General features: G+C 71.6%; 26 protein-coding genes. 11 read left to right on the forward strand and 15 right to left on the reverse strand.

Annotation, left to right across the window (positions count from 1 at the left end; genetic code table 11):
• Positions 1-140: 140 nt before the first annotated feature.
• The gene (locus HZS55_RS00785; RefSeq protein ID WP_179909872.1) at positions 141-1,091 is read left to right on the forward strand and encodes a hypothetical protein; all 951 of its coding nucleotides are present in this window, start codon (positions 141-143) and stop codon (positions 1,089-1,091) included.
• 22 nt (positions 1,092-1,113) lie between these two features.
• Here HZS55_RS00785 and HZS55_RS00790 read toward each other — a convergent pair whose 3' ends face one another.
• On the reverse strand, positions 1,114-1,737 hold the full coding sequence (locus HZS55_RS00790) for a GNAT family N-acetyltransferase (RefSeq protein ID WP_179909873.1): 624 nt from the start codon (positions 1,735-1,737) through the stop codon (positions 1,114-1,116).
• Positions 1,738-1,843: 106 nt separating this feature from the next.
• Between HZS55_RS00790 and HZS55_RS00795 the strand changes: the two genes are divergently transcribed.
• Both HZS55_RS00795 and HZS55_RS00800 read left to right on the forward strand, forming a co-directional pair.
• Positions 1,844-2,449 carry a class I SAM-dependent methyltransferase gene (locus HZS55_RS00795; protein WP_179909874.1) on the forward strand — a complete coding sequence of 202 codons (606 nt, stop codon included), beginning with the start codon at positions 1,844-1,846 and terminating at the stop codon, positions 2,447-2,449.
• 27 nt (positions 2,450-2,476) lie between these two features.
• Positions 2,477-2,908: a DUF3054 domain-containing protein gene (locus HZS55_RS00800; protein WP_179909875.1), complete on the forward strand. Its 432-nt coding sequence runs from the start codon at positions 2,477-2,479 to the stop codon at positions 2,906-2,908.
• A 204-nt stretch (positions 2,909-3,112) separates the two neighbouring features.
• Here the strand turns inward: HZS55_RS00800 and HZS55_RS00805 are convergent, their stop codons facing one another.
• Positions 3,113-3,283 carry a DUF7331 family protein gene (locus tag HZS55_RS00805; RefSeq protein WP_179909876.1) on the reverse strand — a complete coding sequence of 57 codons (171 nt, stop codon included), beginning with the start codon at positions 3,281-3,283 and terminating at the stop codon, positions 3,113-3,115.
• Positions 3,284-3,791: 508 nt separating this feature from the next.
• Between HZS55_RS00805 and HZS55_RS00810 the strand changes: the two genes are divergently transcribed.
• Complete coding sequence (locus HZS55_RS00810) at positions 3,792-4,013, forward strand: hypothetical protein (RefSeq protein WP_179909877.1); 222 nt, start codon at positions 3,792-3,794, stop codon at positions 4,011-4,013.
• A 102-nt stretch (positions 4,014-4,115) separates the two neighbouring features.
• Complete coding sequence (locus HZS55_RS00815; protein ID WP_179909878.1) at positions 4,116-5,117, forward strand: ornithine cyclodeaminase family protein; 1,002 nt, start codon at positions 4,116-4,118, stop codon at positions 5,115-5,117.
• Positions 5,118-5,191: 74 nt separating this feature from the next.
• Here HZS55_RS00815 and HZS55_RS00820 read toward each other — a convergent pair whose 3' ends face one another.
• From HZS55_RS00820 to HZS55_RS00845, 6 genes are all read right to left on the reverse strand, one after another.
• Positions 5,192-5,362, reverse strand: a complete 171-nt coding sequence (locus tag HZS55_RS00820) for a hypothetical protein (RefSeq protein WP_179909879.1) — start codon at positions 5,360-5,362, stop codon at positions 5,192-5,194.
• A 157-nt stretch (positions 5,363-5,519) separates the two neighbouring features.
• Positions 5,520-6,602, reverse strand: a complete 1,083-nt coding sequence (locus HZS55_RS00825) for a presenilin family intramembrane aspartyl protease PSH (protein WP_179909880.1) — start codon at positions 6,600-6,602, stop codon at positions 5,520-5,522.
• Between the two features lie 42 nt (positions 6,603-6,644).
• Positions 6,645-7,550, reverse strand: a complete 906-nt coding sequence (locus HZS55_RS00830) for a phosphatase PAP2 family protein (protein ID WP_179909881.1) — start codon at positions 7,548-7,550, stop codon at positions 6,645-6,647.
• Positions 7,551-7,674: 124 nt separating this feature from the next.
• A complete protein-coding gene (locus tag HZS55_RS00835) occupies positions 7,675-7,902 on the reverse strand; it encodes an H/ACA ribonucleoprotein complex subunit GAR1 (RefSeq protein ID WP_179909882.1) in 228 nt (75 codons plus the stop codon).
• A 19-nt stretch (positions 7,903-7,921) separates the two neighbouring features.
• Complete coding sequence (gene srp19, locus HZS55_RS00840; RefSeq protein ID WP_179909883.1) at positions 7,922-8,200, reverse strand: signal recognition particle subunit SRP19; 279 nt, start codon at positions 8,198-8,200, stop codon at positions 7,922-7,924.
• 459 nt (positions 8,201-8,659) lie between these two features.
• Entirely contained in the window at positions 8,660-9,940 is a 1,281-nt protein-coding gene (locus tag HZS55_RS00845; RefSeq protein WP_179909884.1) for an ABC transporter substrate-binding protein, read from the reverse strand.
• A 64-nt stretch (positions 9,941-10,004) separates the two neighbouring features.
• On the opposite strand from HZS55_RS00845, the gene btuC reads away from it, so the two are divergent.
• The 3 genes from btuC (at position 10,005) to HZS55_RS00860 (ending at position 13,465) form a co-directional block, all read left to right on the forward strand.
• Entirely contained in the window at positions 10,005-11,108 is a 1,104-nt protein-coding gene (btuC, locus tag HZS55_RS00850) for a vitamin B12 ABC transporter permease BtuC (protein WP_179909885.1), read from the forward strand.
• Positions 11,105-12,529 carry an ATP-binding cassette domain-containing protein gene (locus tag HZS55_RS00855; RefSeq protein WP_179909886.1) on the forward strand — a complete coding sequence of 475 codons (1,425 nt, stop codon included), beginning with the start codon at positions 11,105-11,107 and terminating at the stop codon, positions 12,527-12,529. Before btuC ends, HZS55_RS00855 begins: the two co-directional genes overlap by 4 nt.
• Positions 12,530-12,637: 108 nt before the next feature.
• Positions 12,638-13,465 carry a CAP domain-containing protein gene (locus HZS55_RS00860; RefSeq protein ID WP_179909887.1) on the forward strand — a complete coding sequence of 276 codons (828 nt, stop codon included), beginning with the start codon at positions 12,638-12,640 and terminating at the stop codon, positions 13,463-13,465.
• An 8-nt stretch (positions 13,466-13,473) separates the two neighbouring features.
• Here the strand turns inward: HZS55_RS00860 and HZS55_RS00865 are convergent, their stop codons facing one another.
• Positions 13,474-14,049: a response regulator gene (locus HZS55_RS00865; protein WP_179909888.1), complete on the reverse strand. Its 576-nt coding sequence runs from the start codon at positions 14,047-14,049 to the stop codon at positions 13,474-13,476.
• A gap of 251 nt (positions 14,050-14,300) precedes the next feature.
• On the opposite strand from HZS55_RS00865, the gene HZS55_RS00870 reads away from it, so the two are divergent.
• A complete protein-coding gene (locus HZS55_RS00870; protein ID WP_179909889.1) occupies positions 14,301-15,242 on the forward strand; it encodes a rhomboid family intramembrane serine protease in 942 nt (313 codons plus the stop codon).
• 13 nt (positions 15,243-15,255) lie between these two features.
• A complete protein-coding gene (locus HZS55_RS00875; protein WP_179909890.1) occupies positions 15,256-16,128 on the forward strand; it encodes an endonuclease V in 873 nt (290 codons plus the stop codon).
• 18 nt (positions 16,129-16,146) lie between these two features.
• On the opposite strand, the gene HZS55_RS00880 is transcribed toward HZS55_RS00875, so the two are convergent.
• Together HZS55_RS00880 and HZS55_RS00885 are read right to left on the reverse strand one after the other, a co-directional pair.
• Positions 16,147-16,710 carry a class I SAM-dependent methyltransferase gene (locus HZS55_RS00880; protein ID WP_179909891.1) on the reverse strand — a complete coding sequence of 188 codons (564 nt, stop codon included), beginning with the start codon at positions 16,708-16,710 and terminating at the stop codon, positions 16,147-16,149.
• A gap of 97 nt (positions 16,711-16,807) precedes the next feature.
• A complete protein-coding gene (locus HZS55_RS00885) occupies positions 16,808-18,076 on the reverse strand; it encodes an ABC transporter substrate-binding protein (RefSeq protein ID WP_179909892.1) in 1,269 nt (422 codons plus the stop codon).
• A gap of 163 nt (positions 18,077-18,239) precedes the next feature.
• On the opposite strand from HZS55_RS00885, the gene HZS55_RS00890 reads away from it, so the two are divergent.
• Positions 18,240-19,355 (forward strand): saccharopine dehydrogenase family protein, encoded by a 1,116-nt coding sequence (locus HZS55_RS00890; RefSeq protein WP_179909893.1) that lies wholly within the window; start codon positions 18,240-18,242, stop codon positions 19,353-19,355.
• A gap of 5 nt (positions 19,356-19,360) precedes the next feature.
• On the opposite strand, the gene HZS55_RS00895 is transcribed toward HZS55_RS00890, so the two are convergent.
• The 4 genes from HZS55_RS00895 to HZS55_RS00910 form a co-directional block, all read right to left on the reverse strand.
• Complete coding sequence (locus HZS55_RS00895) at positions 19,361-20,260, reverse strand: aminotransferase class IV (RefSeq protein WP_179911748.1); 900 nt, start codon at positions 20,258-20,260, stop codon at positions 19,361-19,363.
• Positions 20,261-20,352: 92 nt separating this feature from the next.
• Positions 20,353-21,147, reverse strand: coding sequence for an anthranilate synthase component II (locus HZS55_RS00900; protein WP_246308328.1), 795 nt, complete (start codon positions 21,145-21,147; stop codon positions 20,353-20,355).
• Positions 21,140-22,732, reverse strand: a complete 1,593-nt coding sequence (locus tag HZS55_RS00905; RefSeq protein WP_179909894.1) for an anthranilate synthase component I family protein — start codon at positions 22,730-22,732, stop codon at positions 21,140-21,142. Before HZS55_RS00905 ends, HZS55_RS00900 begins: the two co-directional genes overlap by 8 nt.
• Positions 22,733-22,789: 57 nt before the next feature.
• Positions 22,790-23,392, reverse strand: coding sequence for a helix-hairpin-helix domain-containing protein (locus HZS55_RS00910; RefSeq protein ID WP_179909895.1), 603 nt, complete (start codon positions 23,390-23,392; stop codon positions 22,790-22,792).
• Positions 23,393-23,506: the final 114 nt, after the last annotated feature.

Here is a 23,506-nt window from a genome sequence, read left to right on the forward strand (position 1 = left end):
AGGTCGACCCCCGATTTGAATCCCCCGACCGCCCCCGTCCGCCGGCGGTCGTGATCGCGCGAGAACCGATCACCCGTTTATCACGATCGTGTTTTCAGCCGTCCGTCACATTCAATTCGGTCGGGCGTGAACGGGGAGGTATGCTGGGGTCACTCGTGACGCGGCTGCGCCGCCCGGAGTACACGGGCGAGAACCGCTGTCTGCCGTGTACAGTACTCAACGTCGGGATCGCGTCGGCCGGGGCGACGCTGCTGGGGGCCTGGCTCGTCGCCGCCGGCTACGAGACGGCCGCCGCCGGGGTCGCGACGGCCGTCCTCGTCGTCTCGCTGGCGACGATCTGGCTACGGGGGTACCTCGTCCCCGGGACGCCGACGCTGACGAAACGGCACCTGCCCGCCCCGGTGCTGGCGGCCTTCGGGAAGACGCCGGACGGGTCGCCCGAGGGGATCGCGGCGGGCGTCGACGCCGGCGGAGAGACGGGCTCGGCCGCGGGCGGCGAGACAGCCGGTCCGAGTGACCCGGCCGAAGCGACCGAGGGGGGCGCCGCAGGGGCCGCCGAGGCCGAGCCCGAGCGGCTCGATCCGGAGGCGCTGCTCGAACGCGCCGGCGCGATCGAGCCGTGTCGCGGCGACGACCGCTGCCTGACCGACGACTTCGAGCGGGCGTGGCGCGAAGAGGTCGACGCGGTCCGGGACGGCGACGACCTCGGCGCCTGGCTCGAACGGTTCGGCCTGGACGACGGCGAGGTGACGACGAAAGCGGTGGGCAACTCCTTCGCGGTCAGCGTCGACGGCGGGCGGGTCGGCTCCTGGGAGTCCCGGGCGGCGTTCCACGCCGACCTCGCGGGGGCGGCACTGCTCGGTGACCGGCTCCCAGACTGGGAATCGCTGTCGGCCCGGGACCGCGGGCAGGTCTGCAACGGCCTGCGGATCTTCCTCGAGACCTGCCCCGACTGCGACAGTCCGGTGTCGTTCGGCACCGAGACCGTCGAGTCGTGCTGTACCAGTCGCACCGTCGCCGCGGTCACCTGCGACGACTGCGGCGCCCGCGTCTTCGAGTCGCCCGTCGACGACGGGGAAGTCGCCGCCTGACGCGGGACCGACCCGCGACTCGTCAGCCCCGGGAGTCGACGGGCACGGGCGGATCGGACCCCGCTTTCTCCGCCAGGAACTCGCGTTCGTCCGCCGAGAGACTCGGGCCGTCGTCGGCGTCGGCGCGCTCGCGGTAGATATCGAGACCGGTCTGGTACGTCTCGCGCGCGCGATCGCTCGTCTGCTCCTCGGCGCCGCTCCCCTCGCCCAGCGGTCGGTCGAGGACGAGTTCTGCGACCCCGGTCTCCTCCCCGGTGAACCGGAAGCCGGCCCGGTACAGCGCCTGGTAGGCGAAGGGGTTGTTGACGGCGATGCGAGCGCGGTCGTATCCCCGGTCGCGGGCGCGAGCGGCGACGAACGCCGCCAGGTCCGGACCGATCCCCTCGCCGCGTCGGTCCTCGCGGACGGTGATATAGCGGATCCAGCAGACCGACGAGTCGGTGCGGTCCTCGTTGAACGCCGCCGCGGCGACGATATCGGCGGCCGCCGCCCCGTCGTCGCCCACCGGCGGTCCCGTCGCCTCGCCGGTCCGGACGAGGGCCTTCCCCGTGTTCGACATCACGAACTTGCCGGCGTAGCTGAACGACCGCCAGTCCAGCGTCAGCGTCGGCCCCGCCTCGGGCCACCCCAGCAGGACGTGTTCCATCGGTCGCGACTACCGGACGCGCCCTCTTGTAGGACGCGGTGGACGGACGGCGACCGTCGTTCCCCCGGCGCTCATCGTTATCCCGCGGGCGACCGTAGTCGCCGGTATGGCACTCGGCGACGTGGGCGTCTTCCACCGGTTCGCCCGTTTGTACGACCGGGCGATGTACGCGGCCGAGCCCGAGACGCTGACGGCGGGGCTGGATCTGGCCGAGCGGCCGGTCGAGCGGCTGCTGGACGCGGGCGGCGGGACCGGTCGCGCCTCGCGCGCGCTGGACGTACCGCGACCGGTCGTCGTCGACGCGGCCCGGGGGATGCTCCGGGAGGCGCGCGGTCACGGTCTGGAAACCGTGCAGGGCGACGCCGCTCGGCTCCCGGTCGCCGAGGAGTCCGTCGACGCGGTGGTGGTCGTCGACGCGCTCCACCACATGGCCGATGTCGACGGCGTGATCGAGGCGGCCCACCGCGTGCTTCGGCCGGGCGGCGCGCTCGTGGTCCGGGAGTTCGACCCGACGACGCTCCGGGGGCGAGGGCTGGTCGCGGCCGAACACCTCGTCGGCTTCGACTCGCGCTTTCTCGCCGCCGACGCGCTGGCCGAGCGCGTGACCGCCGGCGGGTTCCGCGCGTCGATCCCCGACCGCGGGTTCGGCTACACCGTGGCGGGCGTCAAACCCGCGGTCGGTGAGGGAACCGCCGGCTCACCGAACCAGTGAAGGGGCGGCGACGCCTCCGTCCGAGTGATGACATCCGTCCGCACGGCGCTCGGCCATCGCGTGGACCCGGCGCCGTTCACGGCGCTGGTCGCGCTCGGTGACCTGGCGTGTATCGCCGCGTTCGTCCTGCTGGGCGTGACGGTCGGCCACGAGAGCATCGACCCGACGGCGAACCCGGGCCGCGTCGCGGCCGTGGTACTCACGTTCGCCGCGGGTTGGGCGGTCACCGCCCTGCTCGGCGGACTCTACGCGGCCGAGACCTACAGCTCCGCGAGACGCGCGGTCGCGCTGACGGTGCCCGCCTGGATCGGCGCGGCGCTGATCGCGCAGGCGCTCCGGGCGACCGCGGTCGTCCCGGGCGGTGCCGCGGTCACCTTCTTCGTCGTCTCGGTCCTCGTCACGCTCGCGCTGCTGGTCCCGTGGCGCGTCGCGGTGAGCGTCCTCGCGCCGGACGGCTGACCGCGTCGCGTCACCGGACGCGTGCAGCGTCACTGAAGCGACGGGAAAAGCGGCGCGGCGAACGGCCGCGCCCGACAGTACCGCACAGGGGTGGAAAACGCAGGGGGTAGACCGCAGGGGTGGGGGTGGATGTGGGGGGTCAGTTTGCCTCGCGATACCGGAGGGTGACGCCCGCGCCGGGGGCGGCCCCGTCGGGATCCGTCGTCACTGCGACTCCTCGACCGGAACGGCGACTGTCGACTGGATCCACGCCTCGTGGTTCTCGCGGTCGTAGATGACGAACTCCTCGTCGCCGATGTTGAGCTCGGCGTAACGTCGCCGTTCCTCGTCCGATTCGGTCCGTCCGTCGGGGTCGTCCGTTGCGTCTGGCGTCATTGTATCGTAGTCGGCGCACGCCGACTCTCCCTCCACCCCCACCTTGCCGGTACCCCACCATAAGCACATGTGCCAGAGTATCACATAGAATAACGAGCGTCCAAGCGACGCTACGGCGGACACGGGACGTTTAATCCGCCGAGAGGACCGGTTCACGAACCGGTCCCGAACGCAGTCACTTTCGATGGCGATAACGGATGTGCGGGGCGCGCGACGCCGCCGGCCGGCGACGGCGTCGCGCCGACGGTCGACAGTCGAGCGCTCGGTCGACTCGGTGACACCGCACCTCGATCCCTCGCGGCCGAGAGGTCGACATCCGCGGACACGCGGCCGCCGATCTCGCGGTCCTCGTGGGGTTCGCACCGCCGATATCGCTTTATAAGTTATTAAAATATTTTGAGTTAGTTACGAGGGGGCGACAGAACAAATATACAGGGGTAATATAGAATGGTATCCACGCATTTTGGGAAATGCTTATGTATTACTACCCTGTATTTTCTCGTAAATTATGACTGGATACTACGACCTCGTTCTCGGCCTGATCCCGCTCGCGCTCGGTGGCATCACGACCCTGCTCACCGTCTTCGGCTTCGCGCTCACGACGGCCATCCCGGTCGCGTCCGTCGTGGCCGTCGGCCTCATCGGTCACGCGATGTTCGTCAACGGCCCCGTCGACTCGACCCCGCGCTCGGCCGCGGCCGACGACGGCGGCTTCCAGGCCGCCGACTGAGCCGTTCGGACCGCCGTCTTCTTCGCTCCTTCTCGACTCTCCCTTCTCTCACCGTCTTCGCGTTCCCACACCCATAAGCCGCCGCTGGTCCTATCGGGCGATATGACGGACGACGGGACGCTGTTCCTGACCAGCGACGATGTGCGCGGACTCGCGACGCCCGGAGAGTACGTCGACGCGGTCCGCGAGGGGTACCGCGAACGCGGCGAGGGCGCGCCGGCACGCCCGCGCACGCGCCTCACCGGCGGCGACCCGCCGGGGATGCTCACCGGCTACACGGCGATGCTCCCCGAGACGGGCGCCATGGGCGGCTACATGTACACCGGCGGCTTCGGCTCCGGCGACGCCCACTTCGTCCTCCCGCTGTTCGACGCCGACACCGGCGCGCCGCTGGCCGTGTTCGACGGCGCGAGCCTCAACCCGTTCAAGACGGGCGCGACCGGCGCGGTCGGGATCGACGCCCTCGCCCGCGACGACGCGACCGATCTCGCGGTGATCGGGAGCGGCTCGCAGGCCCGCGGTCAGCTGCGGGCGGCCGTCACCGTCCGCGAGTTCGACACCGTTCGCGTCTTCTCGCCCACGCCGGAGAGCCGCGAGTCGTTCGCCGCGGCGATGGACGCGGAACTCGATCCCGCGGTTCGGGCCGTCGACGCCAGCGCGGACGCGGTCGCCGACGCCGACGTGGTCGTCACCGCCACGACCGCCGCCGAGCCCGTGTTCGACGGCGAGGATCTGGCCGACGGCGCCCACGTCACCTGCATGGGACAGTACGACCCGGAGAAGCGAGAGGTCGACGGCGAGACGGTCGCCCGGGCGACGTACGTCCCGGACCTGCGCGAGCGCGTCGAGCGCGACGCCGGCGCGTTCCTGCTGGCGCGCGCCGAGGGCGCGATCGGCGACGACCACGTCCACGCGGAACTCGGCGAGGTCGTCGCCGGCGTCGAACCCGGCCGGACCCGCGACGACGAGGTGACACTGTTCGACAGCGGCGGCACCGCCATCGAGACGGTCGCCGCCGCCCACATGCTCTACGAGCGAGCCGTCGACGCCGGGCTGGGTCGCGAGATCGAGTTCCTGCCCGCGAGCCGGGCGTTCGAGGAGTGAGCGGGTCGGAACGGCCGAGTCGGTCGCCGACACGCTCGGGGGCCGACCGCCGATAGTCGTGCTGTGTCCCTCTGTCAGGCCGCTTCGCCGCAACTCCGACAGCGGGCGCGGTCCGCACTCGGGTCGAACGCCAGCGCCACGTCGCCGCAGTGGGGACAGCCGCGGTCGCTCCCGGCACGGAAACTGAGTCGCGGCGCGGCCGAGCGCTCCGGACCGCTCGCAGTCGATAGTTCGCTCTTGCTCATCGTGTCTGTCGCGGGGTCTCACACCCCCTAAAGCGTTGTGTGCATACGTCACCGAACTCCCTAATATTCTGTATATTCGTATTCAGCTGTCGCAGAGACCGGGAGGATCGATCCGTTTCGACCGTCGAAACCGACCGACGGGGTCCGGCGGGCAGGCCTACAGATACGGGGCGATCCCGGTCGCCTGGGCGAGCGAGAGCCCGCTGGCGACGGCGCCGAGGAGGTAGCCGGCGATGGTCCCGCCGTTGAGCAGGGGGAGCCCGGCGTGGGCGCGACCTTTGAGGACCATCCACAGCAGGACGACCAGCCCGGCGGTCGTCCCGACCATCGCGGTCAGCGCCGGGACGGTCGCGGGGATCCCCAGCAGGTCGACCGTCGGAACGCCATCCGGCGCGAAGAAAGCCGCGCTCGCGACCAGCACCGTCGGGATGACGGCGTCGCCGAGGCCGATGAACAGCGCCTCGCGGTCGAGTTCGAGGTCGGCGTCCTCGGCGTCCGCGTCCGTCTCGGAGCGGTCGGCGGCGCCGCCGTTGGCAGCGGCCGCCGTGTCCGCGCCGCCCTCGTCGCCGTCGACCGACCGTCGCTCGGCGTCGCCCTCGTCGCCGACAGCGGCGGGCGTCCCGGAGTCGAGGTAGGAGTACGACAGCGACAGCGGGACGACGAGGACGATCGGGACCTTGAGTTCCATCACGCCGGAGGCCAGCGTCAGCATGTGCTCGGTGCCGTAGACGCTGATGGCGTCGTAGACGGCGAGGACGACCAGGAGGACGAGCGCCGGGAGGACACCGAAGCTGATGCCGAACAGACCCGCCGCCCCGGCGCCCATCACGATCCCCGCGGCGTCGATGACGTACCACTCGGGGTGGACCCACAGCGCGACGCCGAGGAGCAGTCCCCCGCCCCAGGCGATCGCGTTGAGCGAGAATCCACCGACGGGGACCGTCAGGACGGGCGGGACGAGCACCCGGAGGACGAACAGACCGATGTACGCGCCGGTCCCGACGAGCAGGAGCCGGAGCAGCCAGTCCACGTCGAAGCGGATGATCGCCAGCATCACCCCGGTCATCACGAGGATGAAGGCGACGTAGACGAGGCTGTTCGTCGGGTCCTGGGGGTCGGCGGTGGCCTGGTAGCCCGCCGACTGGAACGGGCCGACCAGCGCGAGCGCCCCGAGCTGGACGAGCAGGAAGATGCCGACGATGGCCCCCGAAGCGACGTACGCGCGCGACCGCTGGTCCATGCCGATACCTCGGCCACGACGCGTTTGAGGGTTACGTTGCGCTCACACCGCGCGCTCGCCCAGCAGCGGCGCACCGACGGCACCGCCGACGGCGACCGCGGCCCCGGCGAACACGAGCGCCAGCGACGGCTCGAACGCTTCGAGCGCGGCGAACAGGAGCCCAGCACCCGCGAGGACGGCGAACCCCGCGAGGACCTCGCCGCGGTTCGTCGGACGGGCCGGGGTCGAGTCGGCGACCGCCCGCCAGACGACCCAGCCGCCGAGAGCGCCGCCGATCGCCGCCACGCTGTCGAACGTGAGCCCGTTGAACAGTCCGAGGACGCCCACCCCGACCGCGACCCCGAGGACGCGACTGGGGTCGGTCCCCGACTCCGAAAACCGGTAGAGCGCGCCGAGCAGGACCACGCCGACCGCGCTCCCGACGACGACGTCGACGAGGTAGTGGACGCCCAGGACGAGCCGCGAGAGCGAGACGAGCCCGATAACTCCGGCGACGCCGACGGCCCGCTGGCGGGCGGTCCCCCAGTCGACGACCAGCGCCAGCCCGCCCCAGACCATCGTCGTCCCGAGCGCGTGGCCGCTCGGGAACCCGGGGCCGTCGGCCGTCGTGGCGCTCTCCAGCAGCGGCGCCAGCGCTGCCGGGACCCAGGCCAGGTCCAGTGGCTCCATCGCCCCCGGCGGCCGACCGAGCCCGAAGAAACCCTTGAGCGCGCCGATGACCGCCACGTAGGTGAGCGCGAGGCCGAAGACGAACAGCGCGCGACGGCGATCGATACCCAGGACGGGGAACTCCTCGCCGGCGACGAACAGCGCGCCGCCGAGGACGAACAGGAACCAGCCGTCGCCGAGCTGGGTGACCAGCCCGAACAGCAGTATCGCGGGCCACTCCGCCAGCCCGTGGAGCGCTTCCGTGACGCCGACGCTACGCCCGTTCGGGAAGGGTCGCATCCGCCCCGGCGTTGGGCCCGGAGCCGTGTAAGCCGTGTGGCGTCAGACGCAGGGGAGCGCGGCGCTCGAACGGGCGCGATCGGTCGTCGCGACTCCCGGCGGACCGCCACGCGGGACGGACCGTTCAGCGGGCGTACAGCGCCGACCCGACCAGCGCCGGCAGATGCACCTCGTCGTCGGTCGTGACGGCCAGATAGGGCCGCTCGACCGGACCGAACACGTCGACGACCCGACCCAGATCGTCGAGGTCCTCGTCGACGACGGGCGTGCCGATGTCGACGTGGTCGGCGTCGGGCGCGCGGACGACCGCGAGGTGCTGGGCGATCCGGACGACCTCGCCGACGCGTTTCACCGCGATCCCTCCACCGCGGTCACTCCCGGATGACGCCGAGGTAGGCGGCGACGGCCCCCAGCAGGTCGGTCTTGCTCGCGTCGTCGGCGTCCTTGACGAGGACGCGTCCGCGGGGTTCGTACTCCCGAGGATACGTCTTCTCGCGCTCGATGACGGCGTCGTAGCCCACCTGCTGGACGGCCTGTGCGATCTCGTCGACCGTCGGCTCCGGGACCGCGAGGTCCGACGCCACCCGACGCCCCTCGCTGCGCGTGCAGGAGGCGTCGAGCGCCGCCGGCCAGATGACGTTCTCGACCATACCCGACGGTGAGCACCCGGCTACGTAAGGGTCTTTCCGGTCGCCGCGATGGAACGTACGGGTTCGATCGCTCGGCGTGGATTCGGACGTGGTGCAACAGGCCGCAACGAACGGGGTCCAGCCACCGCGAACGGCGTCGATCCTGCAACCGCGAACCGCGACGATCCTGCAACCGCGAACCGCGACGATCCTGCAACCGCGAACGGCGTGAAAGCCCCGACGCGTTCACCTCCCGCGGCTCGTTGCGCTCCTCGGGCTTCGCCCTGCGGTGCTTACGTCGCCGGGGTTCGGCGAACGCGTCGCCCCTTTCGTTCCCACCCGGTTCGGCTGGGCGGGCAGTCTGTGCGGGCGGGAATGAAAGCGGCCGGAGGCTTTCACGCTGTCTGCGGTCGCGGTCACTCGTGATTCGTCGCGGTACTCGCGCGCTCCGGTCGAAAAAATCGCAGTTCGGTCGCGTTCTTACCGACGGTGTCGAGCGACGAGCGCGCCCGCGAGCAGTGCGACGAGCGCGGTCATCGGGCCGAAGCCGGGGCCGTCGCCGCTGGTGGTCGTCCCGACGGGCGAAGCCGCGCCGTCCTCGGACTCGGCGGTCGGCGTCGCGGTCCCGTCGGCGTCCATCATCGTCGCCGTCACGGTCCCGTCGGCGTCCATCCCGGCCGTCGCGGTCGGCGTCACGTCCTCGGTTCCGCCGGGCGTGGGCGTCGCGGTCGGCGTCGGCGTCGAACACGTCGCTGGCTGGGGCGTCTCGACCGCCGAGAAGTCGACCGCCTCGTAGGCCTCGGGGTGGAGCGCCTGGGCGATGGTCTTCAGCGCCTCGACGTTCTTCGGCCCGTTCTGGGTCATGAAGTTCCGGTTCACCCGGACGACGTTCCCCTCCCGAACCGCGGTCGTCTCGTTGAACGTCGGGGTCTTCGGGACCGACCCGAACTGGCCGTTCTGGACGATCCACTCGGGGTCCTTCTGGGTGATTATCTCGTTGCTGAGCGTGCCGTAGTTGTTGCTGGTGTTGATCTCGCCGGCGGCGATGTTGTCCCCGCCCGCCGCGGCGACGATCTGGCCGACGAACGTGTCCTCGGCGGCGGTCCAGCCGCCGCCGAGGTGGAAGAACACGCGTGGGTTGTTCTCGTCGCCCACGGCGTCGCGGATCGCCTGCACCTGGCCCCGCATCTCGGCGCTCGTCTGTCCCGCGGCGTCGTAGTTACCGGTCAGCCGGCCGTACAGCTCGATCTTGGCGGCCACGTCTTCGAGGTTCGACGCCGCCTCGAACTTGTAGACCGTCAGACCGCTGTTGCGCAGGGCCTGGACGGTCTCGTTGGGGACGACGTTCGGCGCGAGCACCAGGTCGGGCTGGGCGCCGACGACCGCTTCGGTGACGACCGAACCGTCGTCGTTGACCACGTCGGTCTTGCCCTCCGTGTCGTTCAGATAGTCGAGGTAGTAGTCCTGGGGCATCGCGACCGTCTCGTCGTCCGCGCCGATGCTCCAGAGGATCTGGGCCGCACTGGGAGCCAGCGCGGCGAGCCGGTCGGGGTCCTCGTCGATCGTTACCTCCGTTCCCGTCGCGTCGGTGACGGTCATCTCGTACGTGCAGTGGGTGTCCGCGAGCGTACCCGCGTCCGCGCTCGCCGCACTCGCACCCGATGAACCCGTCGCCGCGCCGGCGCCGGCCGCGGCGGGCACCGCGCCCACCGCCGCCAGCACGACCAGCGCGGCACCGACGACTGCCGTCGCGTCTCTCATGGCGTCTGTGGCTGTGCCCCTTTGCAATAAATATTTACCTACTGCAACCAGACTTGATGTCAGCATGGCAGTCCGGACGCGGACCGTGGGGTGGTCGACGGGACTGACCGGCCTGCTGGTGGCCGTCGCGCTCGTCAGCGCCACGGTCGGCCCGGTCAGCGTCCCCCTGTCGACGGTCGCGAGAGCGGCGCTCAACGCCGTCGGCGTCCCGACGGGCGTCTCCGTCGGCAGCGGGACCGTCGCGCTGTTCGGCGCCTCGGCGACCGTGCCGGTCCCGGACCTCTCCTACACCTACCTGTTCTCGTTCCCGGTCGACGCGACGAGCGAGACGATCGTCCGGCGGATCCGCTTGCCACGGATCGCGCTGGCGGCGACGGTCGGCTTCGCCCTGGCCGCCGCCGGCACCGTGATGCAGGGGTTCTTCCGCAACCCGATGGCCGACCCCTCCATCATCGGCGTCTCCTCGGGCGCCGCCGTCGGCGCCGTCGCGACCATCGCCCTCTCCTTCTCGGGACCGTACGCCCTCCAGACGGCCGCGTTCGTCGGCGCCGTCGTCAGCGCGTTCGCCGTCTACCTGATCGCCACCGAGGGCGGGCGAACGCCCACCGCGACGCTGCTGCTGGCGGGCGTCGCGATCCAGACCTTGCTCGGTGCGGTCGTCTCCTACCTGCTCCTTCGGGCCGGCGAGAGCCTCGAACAGGCGCTGTACTGGCTGATGGGCGGGCTGCTCCGCAACGCCGTCTGGACGGACGTGGCCGTCACCGTCCCCGTCGCGGCGGTCTGCTTCGGCGTCCTGCTGGCCTACGGTCGCGATCTGAACGTCCTCCTGCTCGGCGAAGCAGACGCCCACACGCTCGGCATCGAGGTCGAGCGCACCAAACGAATCTTGCTGGCGGTCTCCAGCGTCGTCACCGCGGCGGCCGTCGCCGTCGCCGGCTCGATCGGGTTCGTCGGCCTCGTCGTCCCCCACGTGATGCGGCTGCTCGTCGGCCCCGACCACCGGATCTTGCTGCCGACGAGCGCCGTCGCCGGCGGCGCCTTCCTCGTCGCGACCGACACCGTCGCCCGCTCGGGGGGCGTCGAGGTCCCCGTCGGCATCGTCACCGCCGCCCTGGGCGCGCCCTTCTTTCTCTATCTCCTCCGCACCCGGGAGGTGCATTCGCTGTGACACCCGACCTCGCGACCGACGCTCTGGACGCGCTCGGCGGACTCGTCGGCGACGACGAGGACCGCCCGACGGACGGTACGGCGGCGACCGGGAACGGGGCGACCGGTGCCGACCCGACGGCGACCGCCGCCGGCCCCCTGATCGAGGTCGAGGACCTGTCGCTGTCTTACGGTGACCTGTCGGTCCTCGCCGAGGTGTCGCTGTCGGTGGAGTCGGGGGAGTTCGTCGGCCTCGTCGGGCCGAACGGCGCCGGGAAGACGACGCTGTTGGGGGCGATCAACGGCGTCCTCGAACCCGGTTCGGGGCGCGTCCGCGTCGGCGGGGAGCGGGTCGCGGACCTGTCCTCGCGGGCGGCGAGCCGCCTGGTCGCGACGGTGCCCCAGGACACGACGGTCGCGTTCGACTTTTCGGTCGAGGATATCGTCGAGATGGGCCGGACGCCGTACCACCGACGGTTCGGCGGCGACCCCGACGCCGCGGCGGCGGTCGACCGCGCGCTCGAACGGACCGAGACCGAGCGCTTCCGCGACCGGTCGGTCGCCTCGCTCAGCGGCGGCGAGCGCCAGCGGGTCGTGCTCGCCCGCGCGCTCGCTCAGGAGACGCCGGCGCTCGTCCTCGACGAGCCGACGGCCAGCCTCGACGTGAACCACCAGGTCCGGACGCTCGAACTCGTCGCCGACCTGGTCGACGCCGAGGGGAAGGCGGCGCTGGCGGCGATCCACGACCTGGACCTCGCGGCTCGCTTCTGCGACCGGCTGGCCGTCCTCGCCGACGGCGAACTGCTCGCGGTCGGCCCGCCCGCCGAGGTGCTGACCGCCGAGACCGTCGGGACCGCCTTCGACACCGACGCCGCCGTCCTCCCGAACCCGGTGACCGGGACGCCGGCCGTGACGCCCCTGCCGGCGCCCGGCGAACTGGACCTGCGGGTCCACGTCGTCGGCACCGGCACGGCCGCCGCCCGGGTCGTCTCGACACTGGTGGCCGCGGGCGCGACGGTGACCGTCGGCGCGCTCCCCGACGGGGACGTGGCCGCCGAGACGGCCCGGGAACTCGCCGCGGAGGTCGTGACCGCGCCCGCGTTCGGCGGGCTCGACGGCGAACCCGAGGCGGCCGCTCGCGACTGCCTGGCGGCGGCCGACGCGGTCGTCGTCGTCGACCCGCTCGCCCCCTCGCTCCGGGCGCTCGTCCGCGACCAGGAGCCGGTCGTCCGCGTCGCGGCCGACGACGCCGCGAGTGCGGCGGCCGAACTCGGCGGCGGGACCGCGGACGACCGCGGGCGCGACCGGTCGCCCGGCCCCGGTACGGGACGAGGCGCCGAGCGCGACTCAGCGACGGTCGACGCCGCCGCGCGAGCGACGCCGGAGACGGTCGCGCTCGGGGTGCGACGGGCGCTCGACCGGCCGGCCTCGGCCGACGACTGAGGCGACCCGGACGCCGAGTCGAGCGTCGCGGGGACACTCCCGAGCGCCGGCCGTTCTCGTTCGTCCCGTGGACACAACAGTTATTGGCGGCCGTACAGACTCCCGACTATGGTGGACGTGAACGTGAACAAACCGACGCTGCTGGTCGCGGGGGGCGGCGCGGTCGCGCTGGTCGTCGTCGCGGTACTCGTCGGTGCCGCCTTGAGCCAGCCGAACGCGCCGGTGACGGGGGACCCGTCGACGGCGACGGCGGTCGACGCGACCGACTTGCCGACGCTGGCGCCGACGACGACGGGGACGGCGGCGGGGACGGCGGCCGCGACGACCGGGACATCGACTACGACGCCGACGCCGTACCCGACGCTCACACCGACGCCGACGCCGACACCCACGCCGACCGCGACGCCGGCGCTGACGGACCTGCCGGCCGACGCGTTCGACGAACGGGAGATCGAACGCCTGGTCGGCGAGTACATCAACGACCGGCGGGCGAGCGAGGGGCTCGACCCGCTGACAGTCGAGGGCCAGGGGGTCGACCGCCTCACCGAGATGGCCAGGGGCCACAGCGTCCAGATGGCCGATCAGGGCGAAGCGATCCACAGGATCGACGGCGTGACCAGCGCCGAGCGCTACCGCGACCACCAGCTCTACGACCGCTGCAAGTGGTCGTCGCCGGACGGTAACACGCTCCGGACCGCCGACGACAACGCCTTCGAAGCCGTCGGGCGGACGGTCGCCGGTGACCCGGACCATCGGGTCAACGGGAGCCGTCAGTTCAACGGCGACGAGAGCGCCGTGGCCCGCGCGGTCGTCGAGTCGTGGTGGAACACCTCGACCTACCCGCCGCGGCTGACCTACCCGAACGCCGACGAGGTCGGCGTCGGCGTCGAGATCACCCGCCGCAACGACGTGTTCGTCACCGCCAACGTCTGTTGAACGGCCGCTCACTCGGCGTGGCGGCTGATCTCGTTGAACGCGGCCTGGAAGTCGTCGAACTCGGCGAGCGCCTCGTCCATCTCGGTCTGGATCGACGCGGCGCGGTCGCGCAGCCGGGCGACCTCGTCGCTGTCGTCGAGTTCGGCCTCGGTCTTCTCGGCCTCCAGGAGGGCGATCTTGGAGGTGATCTCCAGATACTCGGTGAGTCGGTCGTCGTAGCGGCTGGCGGTGAGCTGCTGTTCGATGGCGGCGACCAGGTCCGCTTTCTGGACGGGCTTGCAGAGGTAGTCGTCGAACGGCATGTCGACGATGTCGAAGTCCGGGTCGACCGCAGTGATCATGATGACCCGCGTGTCGAGTCCGCGCTCGCGGATCGTCGACAGCACGTCGTCGCCCGACACCTGGGGCATCCGGCGGTCGAGCAGGACCACGTCGACGGCCTCGTCGACCGCTTCGAGCGCCTCCTCTCCACCGTACGCCGTCTCCGTGTCGTACTCGTCGCGGAGGCGCAGCGCGTACACGTCGGCGACCTCCGCCTCGTCGTCGACGATGAGGACCCGCGGCTCGGTGCTCGTCTCGTTCACGCCGTGATCTGACGCAGTGGTCCTATGTAAGTGCGTGGGTGCCGGCCAACGGTCACCGGTTTTCAGGCGTTCTACGGGCTGTCCGCGCGGGGCGGGCGGCCCCAGAGGGACGAACAGGTTCGTCACGGCGCCGCGCGCCCGGCTGGCCGGGCCGGCCCGATCGGCAGCGTCGCGAGGGCGAAGCGGGGTCTGGCCGCCAGTAGGGTGATCCAAACACAATCCCTTTGCCCGTACCCTTCCAAGACCGGGTAATGTCGAGGTGCGACGAGTGCGGCAAGCAGGAGAACATGCCGTACCAGTGTCGCCACTGCGGCGGCACGTTCTGTGCGGAACATCGGCTCCCGGAGAACCACGGCTGTCCGGGGTTGGACAGCTGGGACGACCCCGGCGGCGTCTTCGAGAGCGGCTTCGACGACAGCGTCGCCGACGACTCCGGCGGCGGTGGCCTGAGCGACCGCCTCGGGATCGACACCGGCCCCGGCGGCCCGCTGGGCTACTTCCGCGGCAACATGACCTACGCCTTCCTCGGGCTCATGTGGATCACCTTCTTCCTGCAGCTGGTGACCCAGGTGGTCGCGCCCGGCCTGGTCGAGCCCATCTTCGTGCTCTCGCCGGCCCACCCCGAGTACGTCTGGACCTGGTTCACCTCCATCTTCGCCCACGGCGGCTTCGGGCACATCGCCATCAACAGCATCGTGATATTCTTCTTCGGCCGTCTGGTCGAGGACTACGTCGGCTCGCGCGATTTCACCGTCCTCTTCCTCGCCAGCGGGGCGCTCGCCGGCCTCGGCCAGGTCGGCTTCCAGATCTACCAGTACGGCGGGATCCCGGCGCCGGGCCCCGGTGTCGCCGGCGTCATCGGCGCCAGCGGCGCGGGCCTGGCCATCATGGCCGTGCTCACCGTCCTCAACCCCAACCTCACGGTGTACCTGTACTTCCTGCTCCCGGTGCCGCTGTGGCTGCTGACCGTCGGCTACACCGGCTACACCGCCTTCCTGATCCTCTCGACCGGCATCGGCGCCGGCGGCACCGCACAGCTCGCCCACCTCCTCGGGCTCGGGATCGGCCTGTTGTACGGTCAACACGTCAAGGGTCGCCGTCGCGTCCCCGACCAGTTGCAGTTCGGCGCCGGCGGTCGCGGTCCGGGCGGCCCCGGTGGCCCGGGCGGCCCCGGCGGTCGCGGCCCGTTCTGATGGAGGTCCGCTGATGGAGGTCGTCCGCCCCGAGTTCGTCCCCGACGCCTCGCTCTCCCACGAGGACATGGAAGCGCTCCAGCGCGGGATCGCCGAGACCGCCGTCTTCGAGGACGACCTCCCCGTCGACCCCGCACGAGTCTGCGGTGGGAGCGGCGGGGCCAGCGAGCCCGCGACCGACGACGCACAGACCAGCCTCGCCGACGCGACCGACAGCGGGGACGCGGCGACCGCGACCGACAGCGGAGTGCCGGCCGAGGCCCCGCCGCTGGTCGCTGGCGTCGACCAGGCGTTCGTCGACGACCACGCCGTCAGCGCTGTCGTCCTCCTGCGCGGCGGCGAAGTGATCGAGCGCGTCTACGCCGTCGAACCCGTCGAGATCCCCTACATCCCGGGCCTGCTGAGCTTCCGGGAGGGGACCGCGATCCTCTCGGCGTTCGACGCGCTCTCTCGCGATCCCGATCTCGCCCTCGTCGACGGCAGCGGCCGCATCCACTTCCGGGAGGCCGGCATCGCGACTCACGTCGGCGTCACGCTCGACCTGCCGACGGTGGGCGTCGCCAAGAGCCTGCTCTGTGGCGCCCCACGGGAGTCGCTCGACCGGAAACTCCCCCAGGGCGCACGCGTCGCCATCGAGGCCGACGGGGACGTGGCGACCGCCGAGCCCGGGACCCGGATCGGCGACGCCGTCCAGACCCGACAGTTCGAGAACTCGGATCGATACGTGAATCCCCTGATCGTCAGCCCCGGCCACCGCGTCGGCGCCGACACCGCCGCCGACGCGGTGCTGGCCTGTGCGGCGGGCTACAAGCTCCCCGAACCCACCCGACTGGCCGACCAGTACGCCGACGAGGTCAAAGCCGAGGTCCGCGAGGAGCTGGACTGACCCGTCTGACCCGTTCGGTCAGTCCCCGTCGAGCGTCGCGACGAACAGGAACGTCTCCGAGCGAGTCGCTCGAAACGCCACGGAGAAGCCGGCCGCCTCGAACGCCGCGGCGGCGTGGTCGGCGTCGTAGCGCTCGTCGGCCGGCGGCCCGCGCTCGCCCGGCCCCTCGGCGGTCCAGTCGACGACCGCGACCCGCCCGCCCGGTCGCAGGACGCGAGCGAGTTCGTCGACGGTTTCGGCGGGGAGTTCGTGGTAGGTCATCGTCGCGAACGCGCCGTCCAGCGCGTCGTCGTCGAACGGCAACTCGTCGGCGCCGCTCGTGACGAGTTCGACGTTCTCGGGGACGCCCTTCTCGCGGTAGCGGTCGTGCATCGCCGCCTGCACATCGAGGGCGTAGACCGTGCCGGCGTGCGGTGCCACGTCGTCGGTGAAAAAGCCCGTACCGCTGCCCACGTCGACGACCGCGTCGTCGGGAGCGGGGTCGAACGCCCAGAGCAGTTCTTCCGCCGAGCAGCTGCGATAGCGGCGCGCGGCGTCCTCCAGTCGGTCGGCGTCCGCGGCGGGGAAGGTGTGGTGGCCCATCGCTTCGAGGTTGCGGTCGCCCGGGGAAATAGGTCCGGTCCCGGCCGGCGACGGGCTCGGTCGTTCGCGTAGCGGGTGCGATCCGGGCCGGTCCCGCTCAGAACTCCCCGTCGACGATGTCCGCGACCACCCCGCGGTCGAACAGCCGTTCCTCGGCGGGGATGTCGGGATAGGCTTCACCGTCGACGTAGCCCGGCCACTCGCCGAACCGCTCCGGATAGAACTGCTTGGCGGTCATCTCTAGCTGGAAGAGGTTCATCAGCGGGCCCTGCCGCGGGTTGCCGGACGCGTAGAGGCGGTCGTTCCGGACGGCCGCCAGTTCCGATCCCACGCCGTGGTCGCGGATGGACGCTTTCGCGTCGGCGACGTCGTAGTACGACGAGATCCCGTGGTTCATGATGACGACGTCCGGGTCCGCATCGAGCATCGCCTCGTAGTCGACGAGCTTGCCGCCGTACTCGCCCGTCTCGATGTCCGCGAAGACGTCGACGGCGTCCAGCGGGCGAGTGTGCGCGAAGAAGTACCCCGGCTGGTTGAGCTTGTGGACGTAGAACGCGTCCTCCGAGAGCCGGGGGTACACCATCCCGACCGTGGGCCGGTCGTCCGGCGACGGGAGCTTCGATCGCACGTGGCGCAGGAGCCCCTCTTTGACCTCGTGCAGTCGCTCGAATCGGTCCCGTTCCCGCAACACCGCGGCGTACTTCTCGGTGAGCTCCCACAGCGTGTAGTACCGATACGAATCGCGCCAGGACTCGGGCGGTCGGCGGTGTTTTCGACTGTACATGTTACCGAAGAACGGTCCGACGGTCCCCGCGACCTCGTCGATGTCGGATCCGCTCCACCCGTCGAGCGAACTGACGTACGCCGGATCGAGGAAGTGGACGTCACTGTCCAGTTCGTACAGCGTCTCCTTGCTGAAATTGCCCGCCTCCCGGAAGTCGATCCAGTCGTTCGAGGTGTCCAGCGCGGAGTAGTAGAACTCCAGCGAGGGGACGGACGACGACGGACGCGACGTCGATTTCACCGCAGCGCCGTGGCCGAGAGCCGCCGCGATATCGATTTCGACCGTCGAACTCGCCAACACGTCCCGCGGAACGGCCTCGAACGTCACCGTTCCCATCGGCGCCATCGTCACCGAATACGAGCCGTCGTCGGGCGCGTCCGTCTCGGTGGTCGCCGGCGTCTCGGTGGTCGTCGCAGTCCCGGTGGCCGCCGCCGTCTCAGCCTCCGTGTCGTTCGAAGTTGACGCCGATCCGCGGGCGTCACTCGGACACCCCGCGAACAGGCCACCGCCGATGACCGCGCCGCCGTATTTCACGTACTCCCGCCGCGTCGGTGCTTCGTGACCGCTGTCGTCGTCTGCCATGCGAATTAGGCTCGCCTAAAGACTGATAATGGCTTCGATTCTTAGGCAGGCCTAAAACGTGTGAACGGTCGAACGTTCGCCCGCCCCGAACGGGGGGACCGGGCGGTGACCGGCCGCGCGGTCGACCCCCACCCTTAACCCTCCCTCCGGCGAACCCGCAGTCATGGCCGACCTGCTCGTCTACGGTTCGTACGGCTACACCGGGCGACTCGTCGTCGACGAGGCGACCGACCGCGGGCTCGACGTGGTCGTCGCCGGTCGCGACCGCGACGCCGTCGAGAACCAGGCGATCCGGCAGGGCTGCGAGGAGCGCGTGTTCGCGCTCGACGAGCCGCGACTGCTCGACCTGGCGCTGGAGGAGGTCGAAGCCGTCCTCAACTGCGCGGGTCCGTTCGCCCGGACGGCCGAACCGGTGGTCGAGGGGTGTCTGCGGACCGGCACGCACTACCTCGATATCACCGGGGAGATCGAGGTGTTCGAGCGCCTCGCCGCCGAGGACGAGCGGGCCGAGAAGGCGGGGATCACGGTCCTCCCCGGCGTCGGTTTCGACGTGGTCCCGACGGACTGCCTGGCGGCCCACCTCGCAGAGCGACTCCCCGAGGCCGACCGGCTCGCGCTCGGGTTCGAGGCGTCGGGCGGGATCTCACCGGGCACCGCGAAGACGGCCGTCCGCGGGCTCGGCGGCGGCGGCGCCGTCCGGCGCGACGGGCGCATCGAATCGGCACCCATTGGCGGAGACACCCGCCGGATCGACTTCGGCCGGGGCGAGCGGACCGCGATGGCGGTCCCCTGGGGCGACGTGTCGACGGCGTACCACACCACCGGGATCGGCGACGTCGCGGTCTACACCGCCGTCCCCTCGTGGGCGCCGCGCGCGGCTCGCGTCGCCGGGATCGTCGGTCCGCTCGCCGGTTCCGGCCCGGTCCAGTCGCTGCTCGAATCGCTGATCGACGCCCGCGTCGACGGCCCCGACGAGCGCGTGCGCCGCGAGGGCGAGAGCTACGTGTGGGGCGAGGCGCGACGACTGGACGCGCCTCGAAGCGAGCGGCAGGGCCGCGAGCAGGTCGAGACCGACGACGGCGAGCGGGCGGTCTCCCGGCTCGTCGCTCCCGAGACCTACCGGCTGACGAGACTCGCCGCGGTCGAGATCGCCGAGCGCGTCGTCGCCGGCGACGCGCCGACCGGCTTCCGGACGCCGGCGGGCGCGTTCGGCCCCGACCTGGTCCTCGATATCGAGGGCGTCGAGCGGACGGACGAGCCCGTCGAGACGGGACCGTAGCCGAACTACTCCTCGGTGGGCGCGTCGCCGTCGGTGGCTCCGCCACCGTAGTGTTCGCGCTCGACGCGCTCGTCGAACAGCCGCGAGAGCAGTCGCGTCATCGGGCCGACGCTCACGTCGATGCCGTCGACGCTCGTGACCGGGCGGATCTCCCACGTCGAGTTCGTGAGAAACACCTCGTCGGCGTCGCGCAGGTCGTCGAGCGTGTATCTCCCCGTCCGGACGGAGAACCCCTCCGATTCGGCCAGTTCGATCGCGGCCGACCGGGTCACGCCGGGGAGGATCGGCAGGTCGTCACTGGGGGTCTTCAGCGTCCCGCCGTCGACGAAGAAGAGATTGCTCGTCGCGCCCTCGGCGAGGTCGTCGTCGGTCGTCCGCATCACGGCCTCGTCGGCGGCGAAGTCGTCGGTGGCGGCCCGCCGGAGTTCGAGGCGAGCGAGGATCCCCGGGAGGTAGTTGTGCGTCTTGGCGTCGGCCGGCAGCGACTCGGCGGGCGGGCGCCGGGTTCGGACGGTCTGGACCGTCGCCGGCCCGTCCCACACGGGGTCGCCGTCGACGCCGCCGCGACCGAGCGGCGCGACGTAGACGACGACCGTCGGGTCCACGTCGGAGTCGGGCGTGAGTTTCCCCGGCTGGACGCCGCGGGTCACCGACACCTTGCAGTAGGCCTCGTCGAGGTCGTTGGCCGCGAGCGTGGCGTCGACACGCTCGCGCAGATCGTCGGGGACCGCCTCGCCGAACCCCAGCGTCTCGGCGGTCCGCCGGAGTCGGTCGCGGTGGGCCGCCCACTCGAAGGGGTCGCCGCCGTACACGCGCAGGGTCTCGAAGGCGCCGTCGCCGTACATGAATCCGCGGTCGCGGACGGAGACGGTCGCCACGTCGGCGGGGACGAGGTCTCCGTTCACGTGGTAGGTGAGGGGGTCGTCGCCGCGGTCGGCCGCGCCCGTTCCGTCGTCGCCGTCGCCCGGCTCGTCGCTCTCCGGGGTCGCGTCGTCGCTCACAGCGACCCCTCCAGCGCCATCCGGCAGAACGTCTCGACCATCTGTTTGCCGTGTTCGGTGAGGATGCTCTCGGGGTGGAACTGGACGCCGACGTGGGGCCGTTCGCGGTGGCGCACACCCATGAGGACGCCCGCTTCACCGTCGAACTCGCTTCGCTCGTCAGACGAGCCTCCGGTCGCTTCGCTCCCGGAGACGCCGCCGGTGTGGGCCGTCTCGATCAGGGAGTCGGGCAGGTCCGCACGCTCGACGGCCAGGGAGTGATAGCGCCCGACCTCGAAGCGGTCGGGGAGCGCCCGGAAGAGCCCGCGGCCGTCGTGGCCGATCGTCGAGGGCTTGCCGTGGACGACCGCCTCGGCGTGGCCGACCGGCGCACCGGCGACCGCACACAGCGCCTGGTGGCCGAGACAGACCCCGAGCGTCGGATAGTCGAGTTCGCGGAAGATCGGCATCGAGACGCCCGCCTCCTGCGGGGTCCCCGGGCCGGGCGAGACGACGATCGCGTCGGGGTCGATCTCGCGGACGCCCGCTACGTCGACCGCGTCGTTCCGGCGGACGAGTACCTCGCCGTCGACGACCTCGGGGAGCCAGTCGGTCGTCGTGACGACTTCCCCCACGTACTGGACGAGGTTGTAGGCGAAGGAGTCGTAGTTGTCGACGACGAGCACGGTCAGCCCCCCGGTGCGGTCGACCGCGGTCGCGTCGGCGGCGAGGCGGTCGTCGTCGGTGGCGGAGCCGGCGTCGGGATCGACCGACGGGACGCTCCCGACGCCGGGCGCGGAGGGCTCAGTCATGGTCCCCCACGGTGAAGGCGGCGCGGTCGCCGAGCGCCGCGTCGACGGCGGTCACGAGCGCCCGCCCCTTGTCGAGCGTCTCCTCGAACTCCCGGTCGGGGACGGAATCGTGGACGATCCCTGCCCCCACGCGGAGGTGGTACTCCTCGCCGTCGCGCACGAGCGTCCGGATGACGATGTTCAGCGTCGCCCGGCCGTCGAACCCGAATATCCCGACGCTCCCGGTGTAGGGCCCCCGCCGTGTCGATTCGACCTCGTCGATGATCTCCATCGTCCGGGGCTTGGGCGCGCCGGTGATGGTGCCGCCGGGGAAGACCGCCGCGATAGCGTCGCCGAGGTCGTGTTCCGGCCGCAGGCGGCCCTCGACGAGCGAGACGAGGTGCATCACCTCCGAGTAGCGGTCGACGCGGCGGTACTCGCTCACTTCGACGGAGCCGTACTCGCTGACCTTCCCCAGGTCGTTGCGTTCGAGGTCGACCAGCATCGCGTGCTCGGCGCGTTCCTTCTCGTCGCTGGTGAGGTCCTCGGCCAGAAAGTCGTCTTCCTCCGGCGTGTCCCCGCGCGGGCGCGTGCCGGCGATGGGTTCGGTCAGGAGTCGGTCGCCCTCGCCGCTCGCGGCCGTGTCGCTCGTTCCATCCGAGGCCTCACTTCGTTCGACCTCGCGCTCCAGCAGGAGTTCGGGGCTCGCGCTCACCAGGTCGACGCCGGGGAACTCCAACAGGGCGGAGTAGGGAGCGGGGTTGACGGCCCGGAGCGCGTCGAAGGCGGCGACCGGGTGGACCGCGGCGGGTGCGGTGAGCCGCTGGGAGACGTTCGCCTGGAACGTGTCGCCGTCGCGGACGTACTCCTTGACCCGGCGCACGCGGTCGGCGAACGCTTCGCGGCCGCAGTCGCTCTCGAAGCGGGCCTCGTCGGTCTCGACCGGCGGGTCCCCGACCGCGGGGTCGCCCTCGACGGCCGCGCGGGCGAGTTCGAGCGCCCGCTCGCGGCCGCGCTCGTAGGCGTCCGCGGGGGTATCGCCGACCGCGCCGGCGGCGCCGTCGGCCGCGGCGCCGTCCGCGCCGACGCGCGGACAGGCCGTGATCCGCAGCGTCGTCTCGTCGCTCTCGCGTGGTTCCTCCCACGCCGCGATCCGGTCGTAGACGCCGAGCTGGAGGCGCGGCAGCTCGCGGTCGCGGTCGGCCGAGTCGGGCAGGCGCTCCAGTTCGCGGGCGACGTCGTAGGAGAGCCAGCCGACGGCGCCACAGGGGTAGGGCACGTCGCAGCCGCCGCGGACCAGCGACTCGTCGGCGAGTCGGTCGACGAGCGCGTCGATGCTCGGCGATTCGCCGACGGGAGCGCCGGCGGTCTCGTCGGCGGCGACGGTGAGGCGGTCGATCGGGTCGACGCCGAAGTAGCCCCAGCCGGACTGGCCGCCGGTGGTTTCGAGGTGGAACCCGCCGGGGCCGTCGCGGGCGCGCCGGTAGGCGTCGAAGGGGTCGACGACGGGCACGCGGACCTCGACGGGGACGCGGGCGCCGGCCGGCGCGTCCGCCGCGGTCCGCTCGAAGGCGACCCGGTCGGTCGCGACCCTGGGCGTCGTCATTACGTCGGGACAGGCGCGGGGAGGGTAACCGGTTTTCGGTCCCCGCAAAGGGAGTCGTCAGTAGAGCTTCGCCTGTTCGACCCAGTTCTCGACGCGCGACTCGGCGATGTCGGTCTCCTCGGCCAGCGCCGCGGGGTCGGCCTCGGCCAGGTCGCCGACGCCGTCGACGCCCGCCTCGCGCAGGCGCTCGGCGTAGGTCGGCCCGATCCCCTTGATGTCTTCCAGCTCCGCGTCCGGCGCCGGGTCGGTCGGCGCGTCCGCCGAGGAGTCGTCGGCCTCCGCGTCGGCACCCCCCGCGTCGCCGGCCTCGGCGTCTCCCGGCTCTCCGGCCTCCGCGTCGTCCGTCTCCTCGGCTCCGGCCCCGTCGGCTCCCGCGTCGTCGGTTCCGGTGTCGACGCCGACGTCGGTCGAGTCCGTCGGTTCGGTCGCGGTCGTCGACCCGCCCTCGGTCGCGGTGTCGGTGCCCTTGACCGCGTCTTCGCTGGCGGTCGCGGGTTCGTGCTCGACGGTCACGTCGACGCCGTCGTCGGACGCGCCGTCGCCGGTCGCCCCCGGATCGTCGCCCGGGGACGGACCGTCGGTGGAGGACGCCGCGGGCTGAGAAGTCGAAGAGGACGCGCCCAGCCCGAGTGCAGACTTGATACGCTCGATGAGCCCCATAGGGAGCAATAGCGGACCCCATCACTTAACGTCTTTCTGCGCTCCGGACGGCGACGAGACCGGTCGTTCTCGCCGACGGCTCGCCCGTCGGCCGGGCGTCGGCCGCCGGAGCCA

Source organism: Halosimplex rubrum (assembly GCF_013415885.1).
Lineage (GTDB): Archaea > Halobacteriota > Halobacteria > Halobacteriales > Haloarculaceae > Halosimplex > Halosimplex rubrum.